The sequence below is a fragment of the Arthrobacter sp. GQ119 genome (assembly GCF_059759125.1).
On sequence record NZ_JCAXEA010000004.1, the window covers coordinates 14,135 to 35,735 of the forward strand.

Here is a 21,601-nt window from a genome sequence, read left to right on the forward strand (position 1 = left end):
TGCATCGAGCAACCCCGCGTAGGATCGCTACATGATGGACAAGAATATGGTGCCCGACCCAGAGATTCTCGATCCGGACGATTGTTGGAGGCTACTTAGTGAAACGACAGTGGGACGGCTCGCGGTTATCGTCGACGGCCATCCGGACGTCTTCCCGGTGAACTTCACAGTGGACAACCAGACACTCGTCTTCCGCACCGGCAGCGGAACCAAGCAGCAGGCGATTGAAGCCGACGCCGTCGTTGCCTTGGAGGCGGATGCTGTCAGCGCCGAATTCGGTTTGGCCTGGAGCGTTGTGGTTAAAGGCCGGGCGGAGGAGACAACACCCACCGGTCCAGCCGTGGACCAAATCCGTCGCGCACTTTTTCCTTGGCAGGGAGTTGGACAAGACCATCTGATTCGGATCATTCCCCGGTCTGTAACAGGCAGGCGTTTCAGCGTCACCACCCCTCTGATGTGGCACAGATCCTTGGACGACGCCACCCGCCCAGGACTGGAGTAGCACAGCGGGGATCCCAGTACATTGCGGGCCTCCTGGGCCCGGTGGGCCCGGACCTCACAGGGCACCCTCCTGCGTTTTGTCCCGGTCGACTTCAACATGCCTTGTCGACTACAACCTGGGTGAGCAACGGTTCTCGACAAAACGCCGGGCAATGGAACGCAGGTGGGGACTCATCGCTTGTTCCTGACTGAAGTGGCTGGTACGGGTGAGCCTTGGTTTCTTTGCCCTGTCATTTTTCAGCATGCCGGCCATGCTGCCGCAGTCGTAGTACACGGCTCTAAGGGTGGAGTTGCCCACGGCTGCGGCGACCCGAACATCCGCTCGATTCCCGTGCTTGAACGGCTCTACGTCTGCCCGTGGTGAACAGGGAAGCCGACTATGGACGGATGGATCTGGCGTCGTGCCCCCGCAGAGGCCTTCCGTCTCTACCGGTCAGTGGAGGTCAGGCGCAGAATCGGAACAACAACGGTCCGAGGGAAGGGAGCCTGCCATGATGTGGGGTTACGGGACGAACATGGGCTGGATGTGGCTCTGGGGCCTGCTTATGCTCATCGGAATTGCGCTGCTCGTGTTGGTCGCCGTACGCCTGTTTGTCGGCGGCGGGAGCCGTGGCGGCCCGCAGGGTCCGGCCGGACCCTGCTCGGGAAGAAGCCGCGCCCGCCTGATCCTCGATGAGCGCTTCGCCCGGGGTGAGCTGTCGGCGGAGCAATACCGCGAACAGTTACGGGTTCTTGGCGAGGAGCAATAATGCGGGCCATCAGCCGCCGGACTGCTCTTCTGCTGGGAGGCCTTGGTGCGGCAGGCACGGCGGCTGGCGGTGCCGGGCTCTTTGCGACGCTGAATTCCCGGTTCTCCCCGGTGTCCGGAGCGGATCTCACCGAGCCGGCCGAACTGCGCAGCACCAATGGCCGGCTGCAGGTCCGCCTCGAAGCTGCCGAAGGAACACTGCTGCTCGGGGGGCGGCAGGCATCGGCGCTGGGGTATAATGGCGGGCTCCCCGGGCCAACCCTGCGGCTGCGTGCCGGAGATGTGCTCAACGTCGAGCTGGTCAACAGCCTGGCCGTCCAAACCAACCTGCATGTCCACGGACTCCATGTCTCACCCCAGGGCAACGGAGACAACATCTTCGTCAGTGTGAAACCGGGCGGCTCGTTCAGCTATGAGTACAGCATCCCCGTTGATCACCCTCCTGGCGTGTACTGGTACCACCCCCACCATCACGGTCTCGTCGCGGACCAGATTTTCGCAGGCCTGTTTGGTGCCATCATCGTCGAGGACGCCCAGCCCCTGGTCGTCAGCCGGGAGCGGGTCCTGGTGGTCTCGGATATCACACTGGATGGCAGCGGGACTGTCTCGGACGTCTCACCCATGGAACGGATGATGGGACGGGAAGGGGACCTTGTCTTGGTGAACGGGCAAAGCAACCCGAAACTCTATGCACAGCCGGGTGAGCGTGAGCGGTGGCGGATCGTGAACACCTGCGTGTCGCGCTACCTGCGGCTGCGGCTGGACGGGCAGCAGATGCAGCTCCTCGGCATGGACTCGGGACGCCTCCAAACACCTGAAAAGGTTCAAGAGCTCCTGCTCGCCCCCGGCAACCGGGCGGATGTTCTGGTCGCAGCGGCCACGGGCAACTCCACCCTTAGAGCCGTGTACTACGACCGCGGCAGCATGGCCGGCATGAGGGGGCCGGGATCGGCAGGACAAGCCGCGGACGACGGTCAAGGCCAGGAGGGAGTCGTTCTGGCGACTCTTTCCGTGTCCGGTGAGCCGGTGGCCCCGCTCCCGCCTGTGCCCGCCCAGAAAGACCCGGAAGACTTGAGGACCTCTGCCATTGCCGCGCGCCGGCAGCTGACTTTCGCCACTGGCACCATGGGCATGGGAATGGGAATGATGAGTTTCACCATCAACGGCCGGGAATTCAACGAAACCCGTACGGACACCACCGTGGCCGCCCGGACCGTGGAGGAATGGACCCTGGTGAATCCCAGCCCCATGGACCATCCTGTCCACCTGCACGTGTGGCCCATGCAGATCGTGGAAGACCAAGGCAGGACTCCGAACTCCCCCCTCTGGCGCGATGTTGTCAATGTACCGGCAAATGGACAGGTCAAGGTCAGGGTCGCATTCAAGGACTTTGCGGGGCGAACCGTGTACCACTGCCACATCCTGGACCACGAGGATCAGGGAATGATGGGAGTGATCGAAGTCCGCCAATAGCACCACAGTCGTCGCTTTTTTTATTTCGCCCCCGTCGGCGTTCTTTGGCTTTAGGTCGGGTTGAGTCGAAGAACCGGTATTCCGTGGAGTGGGGGGATGGATTGTGCTGGCCGCCTCTGTTTTGCCCCGGATGAAATCATGTTCCGGGAGTGCTATCTGCCTGATGATCACGCTCGATGTCCTCCACACCGGCTACGACGCCAACATCACCAAAGCCGTCCTGGAGGCCTGCGCCGGTTGCGTGCGAAGCGTGCGCCGATGGATGCGAAACCGTTTGTAACGAACTCCTCGGATCCCTCAGACGCGGAGTCTCCCGAGTAAAAACAACCGCGGGAGTACTCCTCAGGCGCGGGGGACGCGATGTGCGGGGCGGAATGGGGAATGAATCGCAGTGAGGTGACCTTGGTGATTTCTCCCTGCGTCGTCGCTGAAGCGAATTACGCGCGTCAGCACGCCTCTCCTCAAATCCGGCTCCTTCCGATAGCTCAGGATCCGGCAGGGTCCGGACAGAACCAAGTGCCATCGGCTACTTTGAACCACAGCGGCAGCCAATCACGAGTCTCGACTATGTGCTCGTCCTCGATAGTATGCCCTGCCCACTCAGTCCGCATCCGCTTGTATAACGCCAGTTGGGCAGGTTCTCGGGTAATGGACGGCGCCGGGTTCCGGCGCGGCCCCCTGATGGTCCGGTAGCCATTGCCCACCGCGCGGAGAGCCCCGCGCAGCCCTTCGACCTCCGGATCGTAGCCGTCATAGCTCAAAAGCCACTCGCTGCTTCCGAAATCGCCGTCGGCCCACCCCGCAAACTGCGGAGCCATCTCCCTTGGTTTATTCCGCCGCGGTGCTGGACGCTGATCATGTCGTGGACGCATCATTTCGGTGGGACCAGCGCCGGACAGCTTTCTCGGCCTCAACGATGATCAGCACTGTGGAGCCCACAGCCGCACACAGGAGCCACTCCCATACAGTCAGCGGGGTCAACTCCAGTAAGGCGGCGCTGACCGGCCAGTTCATTACGGCCCAGTGCAGGGCCAGGGCGGCCAGCGACGTATAGAGCAGCGGTTTGTTGGCGAGCGGCCTGAGCTGGAAGAGGGATTTGTGCTCGGCCCGGGCGCTGAACACCTGGAAGAAACTCAGCATCACGAACATGGTCAGCGCCAGCGTCCGTGCATGGATTTCGGACGATCCGGTGTGCAGGACCACGATGAAGCTCAGGATCACCGCCAGGGCCATCCATGCGCCCGTAATCCCGGCCCGGAACCACAGCGTGCGCGAGAGCAGGCCTTCGGACGGCGGGCGCGGCGGGCGGCTGAGTTCATCCCCTTCTCCCGGTTCGAAGGCCAGGGCGATGTCCTGGACCCCGTTGGTCACCACGTTCATCCACAGCATTTGGACGGGAAGGAACAGGAGGGGGGTCTCAGCGAAGACGCTCAAGGTCACGGCCAACAGCGCGGCGGCCCCGGTGGACAGCAGGAAGAACGTGGTCTTGCGGATCGCTGCGAACGTGACCCGGCCTTCCTCTACGGCATGCACGATGGTGACGAAGTTGTCGTCGGTCAGTACGATGTCGGCGGCTTCGCGGGCTACGTCCGTTCCGGACTTGCCCATCGCCACGCCGATCGCGGCCGCTTTGAGCGCCGGGGCGTCATTGACGCCGTCCCCCGTCACTGCCACCACCTTCCCTGCGCCCTGCAGAGCGTGCACTATCCGGAGCTTGTCCACCGGGGAAACCCTGGCGGCCACGCTGGCCTGTTCGAGGCGGGCGGCGAGCAGAAGGTCCTCAAGGCCGGCCATCTCGGTTCCGGTCAGGGCAGGTTTGTCGGTGGGCAGGCCCAGGCGGCCGGCGATAGCCATCGCCGTAACAGGATGGTCGCCTGTGACCATAATGACTTTGATGCCGGCCCGGCGGCACCGCTCTACGGCTGCGGCCACGCCTGCCCGCGGGGGGTCGGTCATCCCTTCCATACCCAGAAAAGTCAGGCCGGACGGAGGAGGCAACGGCACCGGAAGCACCTCGCCCTTGGACAGTATCCGGGACCCGGTGGCAATGACACGCAGCCCGTCCCGGCCCATCTCCTCATTGGCTGCATGGACCCGGGCCTCGTCCAACGGCAGTATGCCGCCTGGCCCTGCCATATCAGCGGCGGCCGCCAGCAACGCCTCCGGGGACCCCTTCACGTACAGGGTCCGACGCCCGCCGGCCTCCTGCTGAACGGTCTGCGAATACCGCAGGTGCGGTTCATAGGGTTGATGGGTCAGCGGTTCGAGGATGCGCTCCGCTTCCCTGATGGCGGCCCGGACGACGGCGGTCTTCGCCATCGCAGCATCCACCGCGTCACCGGAATACTCCAGTTCCTCGTCCTCGGCGGAGACCGTCGCCTCGTTGGTCAGCGCACCGGCGCGCAGTACGGCACGCACCAGCGGCGGGTCCGTTGCGCCGCCGCTACCATTCCCGGCGGAAATATCCAGGGTCCCCGCGGTGGTCCAGATCCTCTCCACCGTCAGCCGGTTCTCGGTCAAGGTTCCGGTCTTGTCCGAACCAATGACGTTGGTGGAGCCCAGCGTCTCGACCGCGGGCAGGGTGCGCACTATCGCGTTCCGCCGGGCCATCCGGGACACGCCCAGGCTTAACGCGACCGTCAGGACGATCGGGAGCGATTCGGGAATGGCGGCAACCGCCAGGCCCACTGCGGTCCGGAACATCGTGGAGACGTCGTTGCCGAGTACCAGCCCGGCAATGAAGATGAAAATAATGGCAGCGAGGACAATCAGGCCGATGCGCCGTTCCAGGCTGTGGGTGAGAACCTGCAGCGGCGATTTCCTGGAAGGCCCCTGGACGAGGGCATTGATTTCCCCCAGGGCAGTGTTGGCGCCGGTCCCAAGCACAATGCCCCTGCCCCGGCCGCTGCCGACAAACGTCCCGCTGAACGCCACGTTGGCCTTGTCGGCATCGCCAACATCCTCCGGCACCGGTTCGATGTGCTTGGACGCCGCGAAAGACTCGCCGGTCAGCATCGACTCATCCACCTGAAGGCCGTTGGCCTCGAAAAGCCGCAGGTCCGCCGACACCCGTCCACCGCTCTCCAACAGCACCACGTCGCCCGGAACAACGTCACGTCCCGGGACCACCTGTTCGGTACCATCCCGCAATACCCGGCACGACGGAGTGGACAGTGATTGGAGGGCACGCACGGCCGCCTCGGCCTTACGCTCCTGAAAAAAGCCCAAGGTGGCATTGATGCACAGGATGAGGAAAATCGCAGTGGCGTCCACCCAGTGCTGCTGGACCAGGGTCACCACGGCGGCAACCAGCAGGATGCCAATCAGCGGACTAATGAACTGCCGCAGCAGTACACGCCACCATGGAGTCACACCCGCGACACTCAACTGATTAGGCCCCGCCGCGACCAGCCTCCGCGGAACTAAGGCCTTCCGGCCCGGAAGACAGCCCCACGAAAACGGCCTCGGAACTCAACGCGTGCCACGGCACAGACTTCACTGGGCTTGGAACGGATGCCGTGAACCGGGCTGCCATAGCCACAGTCTCCCCGGGCACAGCCAATCCGGCAAGCAACGGCACTGCCCGTTCGCTGCCTGGGCCGAAACCGCCAGGTTAGCCGCCGTCCTCCACGCCCGTGACCGGAAGCCCGTGGGTCGCCTCGCGCCGGGAGATGAGCACTGGACCTTGCGCATGGTGAAGGACTGCGTGGGCGGTGGAACCGATAGTGCCTCTGATCAGTCCGCGGCCTTTGGTCCCCACCACTGTGATGCGGGCTTCCCGGGACGCGTTCAGGATGGCCCGCGGGATGGAAGCATCGGTGAGAAGTTGGCTTTGGACGGTGATTCCCGGCGCCAGGTCCCGGGCAGTACTGACAGCTGAGTCCAGAAGCGCCTCCGCTGCCGGGTAAGCGTCCACAGGATCGCGAAGCATTCTGTACCCAGCCGGGGCATGCTCAACGTGGACAACGATGAGCTCCGCTCCAGTCACGCTGGCCAGGGTGCAGGCATCTTCGAGTGCAGCGGCGGAGCCTGAGCCGTCAATGGCGACAACAACGGGCCCGTCAGGGTGCTTCACGGATCTGATCACCGCAACGGGACATACCGCGGTAGCCGCCATCTCCATGCTCACGGACCCGACGAGCAGGCCGATAAACCCACCGATACCGCGGCTTCCGACAACGAGCATTTCTTCACCTGCCGCAATCTTAGGCAAATGAACACTGGGCCACCCGTACACAAGACTGGTCCGGACTTCCACCCCTGCTTCGGCCTGCTTCACCCGGGCCAGGCCCTCCTCCAGGACATGCTTCGCATGTGCCAAACCCTCATCGAGGACAATCTCTGCAGAACGTTCCAGTCCGCTGTCTGCAACGCCTGGCACCGGGCCGAGGTCATTGGTCAGCAGGGGCCACAGTGAGCAATGCACCAGGTGCAGGGGGCAGTTCCGCAGGGCTGCCTGCCAGGCCGCCCAACGGACGGCCTGGGCCGCTTGGGCCGAGCCGTCATAGCCGACCACGATCGCTTTGGATTCCTGCACGATTTCCCCTTGACTGATATTTCACGTTCGGGTTCCTGAAGCGGTTGCGTTCCCTCTCAGAGTACTGTGCGGCGGTCGTGAGCTCCGCTTATTTGTTTGCGGGTTGTCTCATGACGTGAAGGCAAGCGACAGAAGGCCTCCGAGTGCGACGTAGAGGATAGCTATGGGAAAAGTGGCCCGCAGCACCTTGCCCTCCTGCCCGGTGAGGCCCACCGTGGCCACTGCAGCCACAATGTTGTGTGGGCAGACGATATTGCCCACGGCGGCCCCGAATCCCTGGGCCCCCAGGAGTGGCAGCGCCGGAAGACCGGCAGTCTGGGCGGTAGTGGCCTGCAGTTCGGTGAAGAGCACGTTGGAGGCGGTGGCAGAGCCGGTGACGAACGTCCCGAATGCCCCGACGGCAGGTGCAACCAGTGGCCACGCTGCCCCGATCCCGGCTGCCGCATAGGCCAGCTCTTCGGTCATCCCGGCGTGGGACATGGTGCGGGCGATGGTGACCATCGCAATCAGCGCCACCATCACCGGGCCGAGTTGCCTGGTCGCGGTCAGGAAAGCCTCCCGGACGTCGCGCCCCGACGCCCTTTGCCCGAGCGCCCCTGCGGCAAAGGCCACCGTCAGCAACATCGCCGGGTGGAACAGCGGCCGGACGCTGCCGGAAAAGCCCGTGCCGGTCTCCCACTGGACCGTTACGCCCTCGAGGGCCTCACGCAGCGGGGGAACGAGGCGGGTGGCAAGAACCAGTGCTACCAGGACCAGGTACGGGGTGGCTGCGCGCAACAGCGCCAGCCGCTCTCCCGGCCCCGCGGAGGTGGCAACGGATGCGCCCGCTTCCTGCCGCCGTCGTCGGACAAGCACGACGGCGAAGACGGCCACGCCGGCCAGGGCACCGCCGAGGGTGGGCAGTTCCGGGCCCACAAAGCTGGCAATCAGGGCGTAGGGCACAAAAAACGAAACCGCGGCCAGGACACCCCAGGTCCAGAGCCGGCGGCTGCCTTTCACGGCGCGCCCGATGGTCAGCACGACCGCAGCTGTCAGGATCCCGCCGAGGATGGCGTGGTACGGAGCGGTGGCCCTGGCCAGGTCTGTCCCGGAAAACTCAACAAGTGCGGTTTGGGCCAACACCGGTGTGCCGATGGCGCCGAAGGACACACCCGCGGCATGGCCCACTAAGGCCGCTGCTACGGCAGCAACGGGGGCCATGCCCGCCGCCACCAGGAAGGGTGCAGCCAACGCCACAGGGGTGCCGAAACCGGCAGCACCTTCGAGGAACAGGGCAAAAAACCAGGCCACCACCAGCGCACCCAGCCGTGGATCGGGATGAAGGCGGGCCAAACCTGCGCGCAGCTGCTCCGCAGCCCCGGTCCATTGCTGCAGATAATGGATGCCCAGCGCCGGGCCGATGATACCTGCCACCGTCAGGGCGATGAAAGCAGCTTCCGCCAGCACGCCGGCCGTCCCGGAGACCACGGTGAATTCGTCAGCCGGTCCGCCGAATCCGAACGCTGCTACAGCCAGGACCAGGGTTACGGTCGCTGTCACCGCCCCCGCCCGGGCGGCTGACCAGCCGGCAACAGTCATCAGCACGAGCACCAGCAGCACCGGTATGACGGCTAAGAATGCCAGCACGTCGGCCTGGATTACCGTGCGATTTCGTCAGCAGTAATCTGGTTCAGGTTCCCGCCGTGCTCCGCTGCCGTGAGGTTATCCATCGTCGTTGCCGCGATGTTGGTCATGGCCTCACGCGTGAAAAATGCCTGGTGGCCGGTGATCAGGACGTTGGGGAAGGTGAGCAGCCGCGAAAAGACGTCATCGTGCAGGACCTGGTCGGAGAGGTCCTCGAAGAACAGGTCCGCCTCCTCCTCGTACACGTCCAAACCCAGATAACCCAGCTTCCCCTGCTTGAGTGCGTTGATTACAGCGGCAGTGTCGATCAACATGCCCCGGCTGGTGTTGATGAGCATCACGCCATCGCGCATGCTGGCCAGCCGCTCAGCGTCAATGAAGTGATAGGTCTGCGGTGTCAGGGGCAGGTGCAATGACACGATGTCGCTCTGCGCCAGCAATACTTCAAGGGGCACGTACTCCACCCCCATCGCCCGGCACGCATCACTGGGATATGGATCACTCGCTATCACCCGGCAACCGAAGCCGATCATGATCCGTGCGAAACAGCCTCCGATCCGGCCGGTCCCGATGATCCCCACGGTCTTGCCGAACAGATCGAAACCCATCAGGCCGGTCAGCGCAAAGTTACCTTCCCGGACCCGGTTGTAAGCCCTGTGTATCCTGCGGTTCAACGTCAGCACCAGGGCCACGCAGTGCTCCGCCACCGCGTGCGGGGAGTAACCGGGAACGCGCGTCACCGAGATCCCGAGCCGCGCCGCCGCCTGCAGATCCACATGATTGAAGCCTGCGGAGCGTAACGCCACGCGGTTAACGCCGAGCCGGGCAAGGCCATCAAGCACCCCGGCACTCAGATCGTCATTGACAAAGGCGCAGACCGCTTCGATACCCGCCGCCAACGGAATCGTCTCATGGGACAAACGCGGCTCAAAGAAGGACAGATCGTGCCCGTGAGTGAGATTTGCCGCGGTCAGGAACTGCCTGTCATAAGGCTTGGTGCTGTAAACGGCTACCCGCATGTTCTGCCTCCACTTGAGTCACTGATCCCCACACTCTAGGGCCGTGCCCGTGTGCGGTCCAACACAAACCTTGTCCGGTTGCTGCAGACACCACGGGTGCCGCCAGACTCAAGGCAGGAATGCAGAAAGTTCAGCCTCCAGGTGTTCCACATCGCCCCTGTGGCACAATTCGGTGGCCGGCGTCATTACGGCCGCGCTCCCGGCTGCGACGGCAGCCCTGAAGGCCTTCTCAGCAGAGCGGCCCTGCGCGAGCCGGAGCACAAATGCCGCAAGGAAACTGTCACCGGCCCCCACGGTGCTGACCACCTTCACTGACGGAACCGGCAGGCGGACAATCCCGGACTTCGAGGCAAGCACAGCACCTGCCCCACCAAGCGTCAGCGCGACGTACTCCGCCGCTCCGCCGGCGACCAGAGCCGAGGCTGCTTCCACCTGGCTCTGTTCACTGCCGAGCGCTGCCCCGATATACCCTCCCAGCTCGCGACTGCTGGGTTTGACCAGGAAAACACCCTCGGCAAGGGCCTCGGTGAGGGCAGGCCCGGAGGTATCCACGATGCAGCGCGCACCGCCCTGCCGCGTCAGGCGGACCACCCGGGCATAAAAATCCTCCGGGGCTCCCGGCGGCAGGCTGCCGCTGGCCACCACATACCCTCCGACCGGGATGGCCTGGGCAACAAGATCCAGGCAGGCGCGCCACTCCCCTTCGCTGAGCTCGGGACCTTCCAAGACAAACCGGAACTGCTTCCCGGTGGAAGTCTCATCCACAGTAAAGTTTTCCCGGGTACTCCCCTGGATCGGCACCACTAGGCTGGGGATGCGTTCGGCTTCGATGAGGCGGCGATAAGCCTCGCCAACTGGTCCTCCTGCGGTATACACCGCCAAGGTATGCCCCCCAAGCCGCTGGACCACCGTGGACACATTCACTCCACCACCGCCGGGATCCACACGGCTGGTACTACACCGCAGCTTATGAACGCTGACAACCTGCTCCGTTGAGGTACTAATATCCAGTGCCGGGTTCACCGTCAGGGTGAGGACCTGCTTGGCGCCCATGGGCTGTGAGGCTTCCATGCGCAGAGCATAGGCGACCATGCCCATTTCAAGCTGCAACAGCGACCCACACGAGAAGAATAACTGCCGGTTGCCAACTGCGTGACAGCGAACGGGGCTGGGCCCGCCCGCACAACTTCAACATCCACGAATTGACAGAAAGACTCTGACGCGTGGGCACCGGACGACACTGAACGCAAAGGCACTTCCACCGGGAGGAAACAGCGATGATGTATCGGGACGGGTGAGCTTTGTCGCCGTCGAGGAGAAACCGACCGCCCAGACCGCGACCGTGAGTTTCGACCCGTCAATGACCTCGGTGGAACAAATCTCCGATGAGTACGGGACTGCATTTACCACTGCCGGGGCGAGTCGGTCCCGGACCACGTCTGCTACCCCAGGGAAGAATCAATGAGCGCCGCCGGGATGAAACACGGCACCGCCACGCCGACGGGCACTGGTCACGCGACATCCGGACACGTCCTACCTGGTGCAGCGCATCCAACCGAGCACGTGCATTCGCTGCAGTTATAGGCGCGCGCAGCATAGCTGGCGTGATGCGACCTCACCTGGACGTGCGGGTCGTAGACCACTTGGAACCGACAGCCTGGACGAGGCGCCGTTCGTGCGGTGGTGGACGGATCGGCAGTGATACCCAAATTTTCATTACTCCGCAAAGGTGAATCCGCTTTTCCAGCTTCAGAGACGCTATCCAGAACGTATAACCGCAGGTCAGGTGCCTTCGGGCGTCCCGTAGAACCTTGAATTCGGAAACGTCGCCTCCACATCCTCCTACATGCCCAATATGCCTCCCCATGGCGGCGTTGCGGACATTCGAGTTGCGCCGCGACCCCTTGTCGGAGCAAGTGGCTGCTGCAGTCCATCACGGACAACTAAACGGTGGAAGGCCATGGGATTCATCTGGCATTCTCTGCTCCTTCGTCCAGTCGATGTTCTAAGCAAACCGCTGTAGCGTGGCGTGCTCAAGGCCCGCCGGTCCCCCATCGGTGGGCCTTCCTTTTCCCTCGCTGCGGGGCACGATAGGCAAATTCCTGGCCGAAGTCGCCCCCTGAAGTCGCTACTCGACTGACGAAGCAACCGCTGGATATCAGTCTCCAAGGGTGCCTAGCTTGACGGCATTGAATTCCTCGTCAGAGAGTTCGCTCTTTGCAAGGAGAGCCAGTTCTGCTGCCAAGGCCCTTCTACCCCGCATTTTGCCCGGTCAGCAAAGGTACGCGGCCGATTGAAGTCTCATCGGCGCATCGAATACCTCAAATTGAACATTGGTGGCCACAAACTATTAGCCGGAGGCGGGTAGGAGAAATGCCCTTGACCTGCGGGAATGCGCGAATTTGCCCCGATTTTGACCCATATAAAGTTCCAGATTTTCTTGCCGGTGAATGTTACAAGAGGATATGGGTCGTTTCAGGCCGGTGTTTCCCCTGTTCAGGCACGGTTCTCGGCATCCAATAGGCTCCTGGCACGGCGATCAAGTCGACTGTGCCGAGCTTGACCGGAGGACGATAGCGACCTTGCGAGAGACCATGTGAGAGGAGCTTGATTGACGAACGTTCAAGAATGAGGTGGGTCGGATGGGCCCAGGTCGCATTGTGCTCGCTCGACCAACCAGGGTCCGTCTGACGGACGAGTAATCGGCGCATGGATGGTCCTCGCGTGGAACGTTGGCTTGAGCTCGGTCACGATTACCCGTGTCCGGCGGAGGCCGCCGTCAACGGTGCGCCGCCGATTGTCTCCCGAAATGTTGTCGCTCGGGAGTCCAAGTGGGCAGGCTCGAAATGGTCACCGGCGCGGCGTCGTCGCGATCGGGCGAAATTCGCCGCCTCATCGATCGTGCATCGTCTTGCCTGCTCCCGGAGGAGTGTGTATCGGTCTGCTGATGTGCTCCTAAACGAGCGCAAAGCGAGCTTCAGATCCGTGCCAGCACGCCAATATCGCCATCGCCACCACATGCTCATGTGTTGGCGATTCTCCGGAACCGCGATGGAGCCGCCGGCTCCGGAACGTCGCGCTGAATCTGGTCTGGCTGAGCTGGAATGGATCCTCGCACCGCCTCCCCCGGCCTGGCCGACGCACCGACCTCGCCAGCGGACGCACCGCCAGGTTCACCTTCACCTTCCGTCCGATGCTGGCGAACAGCGCCAGCGCCGACCGGTAGGTGAACGGCTCGGCGGACGCATACTCCTCATCGATCGCCCACCGGTAGAACAGCGACAGGATGTTCATGTGCTGGCCCCACGTCGTCGCGAACCTGCCCTTCACCGGTCCGGCCGCCCGGTGCTCGGCATACCGGCTCAACCCGGCCTTCCATCGGTTCACCACTGTCGCGGGCCGCGGTGCAGCCGGACCGTCCTCGAACAGCAAGTCGTCATCGACCAGCACCGGCATCCCCTCCGGGATCACCGGCCTGTACTCGAGATCCCAGGACTGCCAGCCTTGCGACGAGAAGAAACTCATAATAACGAGCTCTGACAATAGAAACACCACACTACTGTCACGCAAAGCCCAGACACCGGGGGGACGCCCACCTCAAAGGCTTATCGCAACAGGGGAACTAAGCGCAGACAATGTGCCGCAGACCGTGCGGCCTGATGTCCTTCTACACCGGCTTTGCGGACAAGCCGCTGACCCGTGCGGAATGCCTCTGACCGGTTCCATGCCCGGAACCACATCAGCACCGCTGGTGCCCAGGTTAAAGTTCAGTGCCGAGACAGCAGGAGGCGGCACGGTGTCTCGACCTTCCGCACGCTTTCGGACGGAGGCCTGGATCGCAGTACCGGTACAGGCCGACGGCATTCGCGACGTCGTAGACGGACACGTGTTTGGCCGCGATCTCGTGACCCGCTGTGCCTGGAGTCGTGAACTCCTCACCCCCGCGACGCATGAGCACAACCTGAGGACAGCCAGAGTCCGCACCAGCTCTCAAGCCTGGGATGGGTGGTGAAAATTCCACCTGAACAGCCGCTCTACCTAGGCACGCGGCGCGGAGGTCTGCGACACCCATCCCCCAAAATTCGCCAGTAATTGTTGACTTTGGAGGTGGTTCCTTCCCATGGGGCTTTCTTTCCCGAGCTGTTCGAGCGACAACTCGGTCCGATCACCCGCTACGGATGAGATGGCAGAAGAAGGTGCGGAGACGTCCGGGATCCGAGATAAACAGGTTCCGGACGGGAAGCCCAATGCCGCTCAACGATGCCCACTTTGGGGATCTTCTCTGCCCCAGGGAGCTTCTAGGGAGCCTTGCTCCGACCAGCTTGATATCAGCCGCTGAGCAACTGCAGGTTCGTGGAACAGGATTATGTACCGACGGTGGGCTGCTCTCCCCCCGTTACCCGCCGCTTAGGAGCACCTACAGGGTGCTGCTCTGGCGTGCAGCGAGGGCCTGCTGGTGGCGATAGAGCGTTGCGCGGCTCCAGTCCACCATCCGGGCAGCGTCTTCGGCTGTACGGCCCTTCGCGTGGGCGTCCTGGGCGATCGCCAGCTTGTCAGCGATGACGGCCGCGTCGGACACCGGCCGTCAGAAGCGGGTTCCGTTCTGCCTTGCGGCGGTGATGCCGGCGTTGACCCGCTCGATGATCAGCTTGCGCTCATACTCGGCGAGGGTGGCGAGCATGTTCAGCATCAGCCGGCCACTGTCGAACCAACGACCGGGCGGGGCAGGACACTCGTTCCGTGCGCCCCAAGGACCACCAGGTCAGCGGACAATGCTACCGAGCGTGCCTCGATTTGTAAGGATGTGTAGCCGAAACCGACATCAACCCCGGCAACGATGCCGTGCATTTCGCTCAGCTTCCGGCCCAACCGGATTAGTTGTTCGCGCTCTGCGTCCAGAACTTGCTGTTCCAGGTCAACGGGGATCCGCAACAAGGCCGCGTAACTTGTCTAGGCCGGAGTGGTTCGTTGCATGGAACAGTTCAAGTGCTGCCCCGGTCTCCTGGGAGACGAGGGCGGCGCGCTTGGCCGCATGTGCCGCTCCGGCCGAAAAATATGTGCCCGCCAGTACCTGGCGCAACTGGTTCATTGCCAACTCCCCCCTTGATGTTCTCCGGATGACTTTTCAGCCCGGGAGCCCTGGCGTGGCCGAGCCGGGATCTGCGTGTATGTCCGGTGAGCGCTTTGCGGGGCAACCTTCGATGATGGACGTTGATGGATTCAGCGCTACCGGCGCACAGCGTCACAGAGCCCCGTTGGGCTGCCCCGGTAGAGGCCAAGCGGTGTCACTGTCACATTGCCGGGTTATTCGTTGTCACCGCCGGTTGTAGCGGCACCACTTCCACCAAAGTTGGCCTTGTCCGTTTCGGTCAACCATGTCCACTCGACCACCTCGGGGATGTCCTGTCCGTGATCGCGGGTGTACTGGCGGGCCCGAAGACGCGCATCCTGCATGTCCTGTCGGAGCGCCGCATGCCTGGACGCGAGCCCCGGAACCCGATCGACGACGTCCATAACCAGGTGGTAACGGTCCAGGTCGTTGAGCATCACCATGTCGAACGGGGTGGTGGTGGTGCCCTCTTCCTTGTAGCCGCGAACGTGGAGGTTCTGGTGACCGGCGCGCCGGTAGGTAAGGCGGTGGATGAGCCACGGGTAGCCATGGTATGCAAAAATCACGGGCCGGTTCGGCGTGAAGACAGCGTCGTATTCGCGATCGCTGAGTCCGTGCGGGTGTTCTCCCTCGCTTTGTAAGCGCATCAGATCCACCACGTTGACCACACGGACGCGTAACGATGGCACGCGCTCCCGCAGGATGGATGCTGCCGCGAGCACCTCCAGCGTCGGCACTTCGCCGGCGGCGGCGAGCACGACGTCCGGTTCTTCGCCCGCTTGTTCGGTACCAGCCCACTCCAGCAGGCCGAGGCCGCGCGCGCAGTGCTCGACCGCTTGGTCCATGGTGAGCCAGTTGGGTGCCGGCTGCTTCCCAGCGACAACGACGTTGATGTAATCGACACTGCGCAGACAGTGATCGTATGTGCTCAACAAGGTGTTGGTGTCAAACGGCAGATAGACCCGTACGACATCCGCCTTTTTGTTCATCACGTGGTCGATGAAGCCGGGGTCCTGGTGGGAGAGGCCATTGTGGTCCTGCCGCCACACATGTGAGGACAGTAGGTAATTCAGTGAGGGGATGGACTTTCGCCACGGGATGTTCCGGGTGATGTTGAGCCATTTCGCGTGCTGGTTGAACATGGAGTCGACGATGTGGATGAACGCCTCGTAGGAGGTGAACACGCCGTGCCGCCCGGTCAGCACGTAGCCTTCCAGCCAGCCCTGACACTGGTGTTCGCTGAGCATTTCCATGACCCGGCCGGCGCGCGCGAGATGGTCGTCGCCGGGAAGGAACTCGGCGTTCCACTGCTTGTCAGTCGCCTCGTAGACGGGCGGCGCCAGCCGATTGGATGCCGTCTCATCGGGCCCGAAGATGCGGAAGTTAGTAGGGTTTCTGCGGATCACGTCGGCCAGCCACACGCCGAGCTGACGCGTGGCCTCTCCGACCGTGGCCCCGGGAGTGGGGACGTCGACGGCGTAGTCCCGGAAGTCGGGAAGGTTCAGATCAGCGCGGAGGACGCCACCGTTAGCATGCGGGTTCGCGCTCATGCGAAGGTCGCCTGCCGGTGCGAGGCCCGTGATGCGGGCCAGGGGCGCGCCCGTCGCGTCGAACAGTTCCTCAGGCCGGTAGGACTGGAGCCAGTGCTCCAGGACGGAGGTGTGCTCGGGCGTGTCCCGGGCGTCGGCCAACGGCACCTGATGGGAGCGCCAGTGGTCTTCCGCCGGCTTTCCGTCAATCTCGGGCGGGCATGTCCACCCCTTGGGCGTGCGGAGGATGATCATCGGCCAGGCTGGGCGGTCGATGAGGGTGCCGGCGGCTGCGCTCGTTTTGATCTCGGCGATGTGGTTGAGCACGCGGTCGAGGGTTTCGGCCATCCGGGCGTGGACGCGCAGCGGATCCTCGCCGTCGAATCCTCCGGAGACGACGTAGGGGGTGTGCCCGTAACCGCGCATGAGATCGAGCAGCTCCGTCTCGGGGATCCGGGCGAGCAACGTAGGGTTCGCGATCTTGTATCCGTTCAGATGCAAAATCGGCAGGACGACGCCATCCTGGAGCGGGTTGATAAACTTGTTCGAGTGCCAGCTCGTCGCCAGCGGCCCCGTCTCCGCCTCTCCATCGCCGACGACCGCCGCGACCAACAGGTCGGGGTTGTCGAAGGCCGCGCCGTAGGCGTGACTAAGTGCATAGCCGAGCTCCCCGCCCTCATGGATCGATCCGGGGGTCTCCGGAGAAGCATGGCTGGGAATGCCCCCCGGGAAGGAGAACTGGCGGAACAGCTTCCGGAGCCCCTCCTCGTTCTGCTCGATCGCGGAGTAGATCTCGCTGTACGTGCCGTCGAGGAAGGCGTTCGCCACCACGCCGGGGCCGCCGTGGCCGGGACCGGCGACGAAGATCGTGCTGAGACTGCGCTGCTGGATCACCCGGTTGAGATGCGCGTAGATGAAGTTCAGTCCTGGCGTCGTTCCCCAATGCCCCAGCAAGCGCGGCTTGACATGGTCGCGGCTCAACGGTTCGCGAAGGAGCGGATTGTTCAGAAGGTAGATCTGTCCCACCGACAGGTAGTTGGCCGCCCGCCACCACATGTTGAGCGTTTCAAGTTCCATGTCGGAGACGGTTTCAAGTTCCATGTCGGAGACGGTCGCAGCCCCCGCGGCTTTCCAGTAAGGATTCGGCATGCGGCTCCAGTATCGGTTTACGGTGGCGGATGTGGTCAGCCTAGGTGATCCCGTTGCCAGGCTCAAGCGGGGAGGCCGTGACAGGGCGGTTAGGCTGGAACGATGCCACCAACGACCTCGACCGGCCCGGGCCGGAAATCACCCCCATGGTATTCCCTCGACGTCGAGGATGTTCTGAGCGAGCTCTCGACCTCGACGGGCGGTCTGGGCGAGGCGCAGGCGGCGCAGCGGCTCGAGGAGTTCGGCCCGAACCAACTGGGGTTTGTGAGCGTTGCACCCTGGTGGCGCGTGCTCCTGCGGCAATTTTTCGGTCCGGTGATTGGGATCCTCCTTGTTGCCGCAGCGATCTCCGCCATTCAGCAGCACTACGTCGATGCCATCGCCATCTTTTTCATCCTCTGCATCAATGCCGCCATCGGCTTCTGGCAGGAGCGAAAGGCAGAAGCGGATGTGCGCGCCCTACAATCGCTGTCGATCGACAGCTGCCGCGTTGTGCGGGACGGAACGGAACTGGTGCTTCCCGCCCCGGAGGTAGTTCCGGGTGACCTGGTGCTCGTGGAGAGCGGTGAACGGGTACCCGCCGACATGCGCCTGATCGACACCAACGCCTTGCGGGTGGATGAATCGATGCTCACCGGAGAGTCCGCCGCGGTCACCAAGAGAGCGGAGCCGTTACCCATAGACGCCGCGTCGGGTGACCGGACCAACATGGCGTTCAGCGGAACATTCGTCACGAGCGGCCGGGGAAGAGCAGTCGTCACCTCCACGGGAGCTAGGACCGAGCTCGGTGAGATCAACGCGCTCGTGCAAGGACCGGCCGGCAAGGGTCCGCTGCAGATGCTCGCCCACACGCTGGAGCGTCGAATCGGCCTGATCGTGCTGGGAGCGGTGACGTTCGTCTTCGTTGCCGGCGTCGTGATGGGCAACGACCTTTCCCACATGTTCCGCACCGCTGTCGCCCTGGCGGTCGCCTCCATCCCAGAATCCCTTCCTATCGTCCTCACCGTCGCCATGGGCATCGGCGTGTCACGGATGGCCAAACGGAACGCGATCATCCGCACCCTGCCCTCCGTCGAAACGCTCGGCTCGACAACCGTCATCGCATCGGACAAAACCGGAACCCTGACCCAGAACCAGTTAACCGTTGAACGGATCTGGACCCCGGAGGGCACCCTCGATATTGCCGGCATCGACACGGAGGAGCTGGGGGAGAGCGAGACCAGCAACTCGTTGCTGACCGCGCACGCGGTTCTCCGCGCCGGTGCGTTCACCAACGAAGCAACCCGTGTTCCAGATAGCTTCGAGTTCACTGGCGACACCGTGGACATCGCGATGGCGCGGATCGCCCTGATGAGCCGCGCGGTGAGCGACGATGAGTTCGCGGCCGCACCGGAAGCACACACCCCGTACGAACCGGACCTGCGGTATTCCCAAACGGTGCGCAGGGACGCAGACGGGCGGCGCTCCCTTTACGTCAAAGGGTCCACCGATGCACTTCTGGGGATGTCCCGGTTCCTGGCATCACCGCAGGGACCCGTTCCGCTCGACACCGGTCTCGTGCTCGAGGCGAACGCGCAGATGGCGTCCGACGGCCTGCGCGTCATCGCGACAGCTTTCCGGGAGATCGCACCCTACGAGAAATTCGACTTGCACCTGCCGGCTCCGGAAGGACTGACCTTCCTCGGGCTCGAGGGGATGTCCGACCCACCGCGACCCGGCGTCGCATCAGCCATCCGGTCCTGTCAGGACGCCGGGATCGACGTGAAAATGATCACCGGCGACCAGCCACTGACTGCCATGTCCATCGCCGCCCGCCTCGGACTGCCCACCAATGTCCAGGCCCTCACCGGGGCCGAGATGGCCGAACTCGATGACGAGGCGCTGAGTGCCCGCCTCGATGCAACCAGCGTGGCGGCGCGCGTGGCACCACAGGACAAACTGAGAATCGTGAAGCTGCTCCAGGACCGTGACCATGTGGTGGCGGTAACCGGCGACGGGGTGAACGACGCTCCCGCCCTCAAAGCCGCGTCGATCGGCATCGCCATGGGGCGCTCGGGAACCGATGTCGCCCGGGAATCGGCGGACCTGGTCCTTACCGACGATAACTTCGTCACCATCGTCCACGCGGTCGAGCAGGGCCGCGTCACCTTCGCCGCCATCCGCAAAGCACTGTTCTTCCTGCTCTCCACGGGAGCTGCCGCGCTCATCGCGATGTCAATCAACGTCGTGATCGACCAACCGCTGCTGTTCCTGCCGGTGCAGATGCTCTGGATCAATGTCGTGACGAACGGCGTGCAAGACATCGCGCTGGCTCTCGAACCCGCGGAGGGAAACGAACTGAAGCGCCCCCCGCGGGCACGTTCCGAAGGTCTGCTCTCACGAACCCTCTGGTATCGAACCATTATCACCGGCGCGTGGATGGCCGGTCTCATCACGCTCACCTTCTGGTGGAGCTTGGAGAGCGGCATGCCGGAGGTCGAGGCGCGAACCTTCGCCCTCACCGCCTTCGTGCTGCTCAACTTCTTTCAGGTGCAAAGCGCCCGAGCACAGTACCGGTCATCCCTCACCATGAACCCGCTCGACAACAAGGCCCTGCTGTTCACATCCCTGGGTGCGCTGCTCCTCCATTGGGGGGCCATGAGCTGGCCTGTCTCGGCGGAGCTGCTCACCCTCACCCCGCTGGACTGGGCACAGTGGGCGGCGTGCTTCGGCATCGGGTCGACGGTGCTCGTCATCGTCGAACTCGAAAAAGCCGTCCGTCGGTGGTCCCACCGCCGCGACGCCACGACGACAACTGCATGAGCGGTGCCACAATCATGCACCGTGTTTCGTCAACCAAGGCGCAGCTGCCGCTGCTTGGCTGATGTGATTCGACCAACCAGCCATGTTTGGAGCTGGGCCTCGTGCGCGATGAAGCTCTCGGTCCCGCACCCGCAGGCCATGCTGCCCTGGAAATTGTGGTCCGCCGCCGCCTATCGTCAGCACTTCCCGTCCTAGGCCTGAACACCTAACTGAATTGTCGGTCGCGGAACGATCGGTGCCAGGGTCGCCAGGGAATGGGCGACTTGCCTCGAAGCTTTCGCTTCAGTCGATTCCATCGGGCTTTCCATGGAATAGGCGGCTCTCGTGTGGGTTCCAGTCCCATCGCCCTCGCGTTTGCGGCAAATCCTGCCATTTCCGCGCGGGTGTATCCGGTGTTCTCAGGATCATCGTGTACTGCTTCAATGGGGTTGGTCAGGTGTCGCCGCCACCAGCGGCCACTAGCGCGGAACAGAAGGGTAACGCCAACAGAAGGATCGCCTGGGTAATGAGGGTTCGCCACGGTGAACGTCACCAGAAAATCGGATGTGGTTCAACCGACAAGTACAAGATGGATGATTCCTCAAGAATCTTGCCCAAACCAACATTAAGAAGCTGAGCTTCACTGGGCCGATCAGTTCTGTACTGCCGTTGCGGATTTTTAATGTCGCCTGAAACAGTGGCTGGTCGGCGACCGTTGCGAGGTCCCCCGGCTGGTTGGGGCACCAACGACACTGCGAAGCTGCCGTTGCCAACCTTGGAGCCGTTCGGCGGCGGCTCCAGAACGGCTCCTACTGGGTGATACTCAATGTGATTGATCCTGGCGTACACCAGACGAGCTCGCGATTCCCTTCAGAACAAAATGCTATGCCGATATGACTGTGCTGCTACCGCGAATGCAAGGCTTGTTCCTACCGCGGCCACCCAGTCAGGCCAAGATCCTGCACCAATTTCCGCTATGACGCTCACTTATACCCTCGCCTTGCCCCGCCAGCAGGCCGCACCTTACTGTGCAAGCAAGGAAGGTTGTCGAGGGCGGCATTGTTGTCCATTGCCCTGCTAATGGGCTCAAGAGGCCAGCCGTTGGCGATTCTAATTTGCATAGAGACGATT

13 protein-coding genes and 1 pseudogene are annotated in these 21,601 nt (G+C 63.2%); 4 read left to right on the forward strand and 10 right to left on the reverse strand.

Annotation, left to right across the window (positions count from 1 at the left end; genetic code table 11):
* Positions 1–31 precede the first annotated feature (31 nt).
* The 3 genes from AC6CH3_RS04945 (at position 32) to AC6CH3_RS04955 (ending at position 2,722) form a co-directional block, all read left to right on the forward strand.
* Complete coding sequence (locus AC6CH3_RS04945; RefSeq protein ID WP_498131383.1) at positions 32–502, forward strand: pyridoxamine 5'-phosphate oxidase family protein; 471 nt, start codon at positions 32–34, stop codon at positions 500–502.
* Between the two features lie 490 nt (positions 503–992).
* Positions 993–1,250, forward strand: a complete 258-nt coding sequence (locus AC6CH3_RS04950; protein ID WP_498131384.1) for an SHOCT domain-containing protein — start codon at positions 993–995, stop codon at positions 1,248–1,250.
* A complete protein-coding gene (locus tag AC6CH3_RS04955) occupies positions 1,250–2,722 on the forward strand; it encodes a multicopper oxidase family protein (RefSeq protein WP_498131385.1) in 1,473 nt (490 codons plus the stop codon). Before AC6CH3_RS04950 ends, AC6CH3_RS04955 begins: the two co-directional genes overlap by 1 nt.
* A gap of 485 nt (positions 2,723–3,207) precedes the next feature.
* Here the strand turns inward: AC6CH3_RS04955 and AC6CH3_RS04960 are convergent, their stop codons facing one another.
* The 10 genes and pseudogenes from AC6CH3_RS04960 to AC6CH3_RS05005 all read right to left on the reverse strand — a co-directional run bounded on the left by AC6CH3_RS04960 (position 3,208) and on the right by AC6CH3_RS05005 (position 17,641).
* Positions 3,208–3,540 carry a hypothetical protein gene (locus tag AC6CH3_RS04960; RefSeq protein WP_498131386.1) on the reverse strand — a complete coding sequence of 111 codons (333 nt, stop codon included), beginning with the start codon at positions 3,538–3,540 and terminating at the stop codon, positions 3,208–3,210.
* 37 nt (positions 3,541–3,577) lie between these two features.
* On the reverse strand, positions 3,578–6,094 hold the full coding sequence (locus AC6CH3_RS04965) for a cation-translocating P-type ATPase (protein WP_498131387.1): 2,517 nt from the start codon (positions 6,092–6,094) through the stop codon (positions 3,578–3,580).
* A 241-nt stretch (positions 6,095–6,335) separates the two neighbouring features.
* Positions 6,336–7,259 carry a universal stress protein gene (locus tag AC6CH3_RS04970; protein ID WP_498131388.1) on the reverse strand — a complete coding sequence of 308 codons (924 nt, stop codon included), beginning with the start codon at positions 7,257–7,259 and terminating at the stop codon, positions 6,336–6,338.
* A gap of 108 nt (positions 7,260–7,367) precedes the next feature.
* A complete protein-coding gene (locus AC6CH3_RS04975; protein WP_498131389.1) occupies positions 7,368–8,885 on the reverse strand; it encodes an L-lactate permease in 1,518 nt (505 codons plus the stop codon).
* 11 nt (positions 8,886–8,896) lie between these two features.
* Positions 8,897–9,901, reverse strand: coding sequence for a 2-hydroxyacid dehydrogenase (locus AC6CH3_RS04980; RefSeq protein WP_498131390.1), 1,005 nt, complete (start codon positions 9,899–9,901; stop codon positions 8,897–8,899).
* Between the two features lie 108 nt (positions 9,902–10,009).
* On the reverse strand, positions 10,010–10,972 hold the full coding sequence (locus AC6CH3_RS04985) for a 1-phosphofructokinase family hexose kinase (RefSeq protein ID WP_498131391.1): 963 nt from the start codon (positions 10,970–10,972) through the stop codon (positions 10,010–10,012).
* A gap of 1,884 nt (positions 10,973–12,856) precedes the next feature.
* Positions 12,857–13,426 carry a hypothetical protein gene (locus AC6CH3_RS04990; protein WP_498131392.1) on the reverse strand — a complete coding sequence of 190 codons (570 nt, stop codon included), beginning with the start codon at positions 13,424–13,426 and terminating at the stop codon, positions 12,857–12,859.
* Positions 13,427–14,318: 892 nt separating this feature from the next.
* A pseudogene (locus AC6CH3_RS04995) lies at positions 14,319–14,603 on the reverse strand (recombinase family protein); the annotation flags it as partial.
* On the reverse strand, positions 14,591–14,836 hold the full coding sequence (locus tag AC6CH3_RS05000) for a hypothetical protein (protein ID WP_498131393.1): 246 nt from the start codon (positions 14,834–14,836) through the stop codon (positions 14,591–14,593). The pseudogene AC6CH3_RS04995 and the gene AC6CH3_RS05000, both read right to left, overlap by 13 nt.
* 369 nt (positions 14,837–15,205) lie before the next feature.
* Positions 15,206–17,641 (reverse strand): phosphoketolase family protein, encoded by a 2,436-nt coding sequence (locus AC6CH3_RS05005; protein ID WP_498131532.1) that lies wholly within the window; start codon positions 17,639–17,641, stop codon positions 15,206–15,208.
* Between the two features lie 150 nt (positions 17,642–17,791).
* Between AC6CH3_RS05005 and AC6CH3_RS05010 the strand changes: the two genes are divergently transcribed.
* On the forward strand, positions 17,792–20,491 hold the full coding sequence (locus AC6CH3_RS05010) for a cation-translocating P-type ATPase (RefSeq protein WP_498131394.1): 2,700 nt from the start codon (positions 17,792–17,794) through the stop codon (positions 20,489–20,491).
* The last annotated feature ends 1,110 nt before the right edge of the window (positions 20,492–21,601 follow it).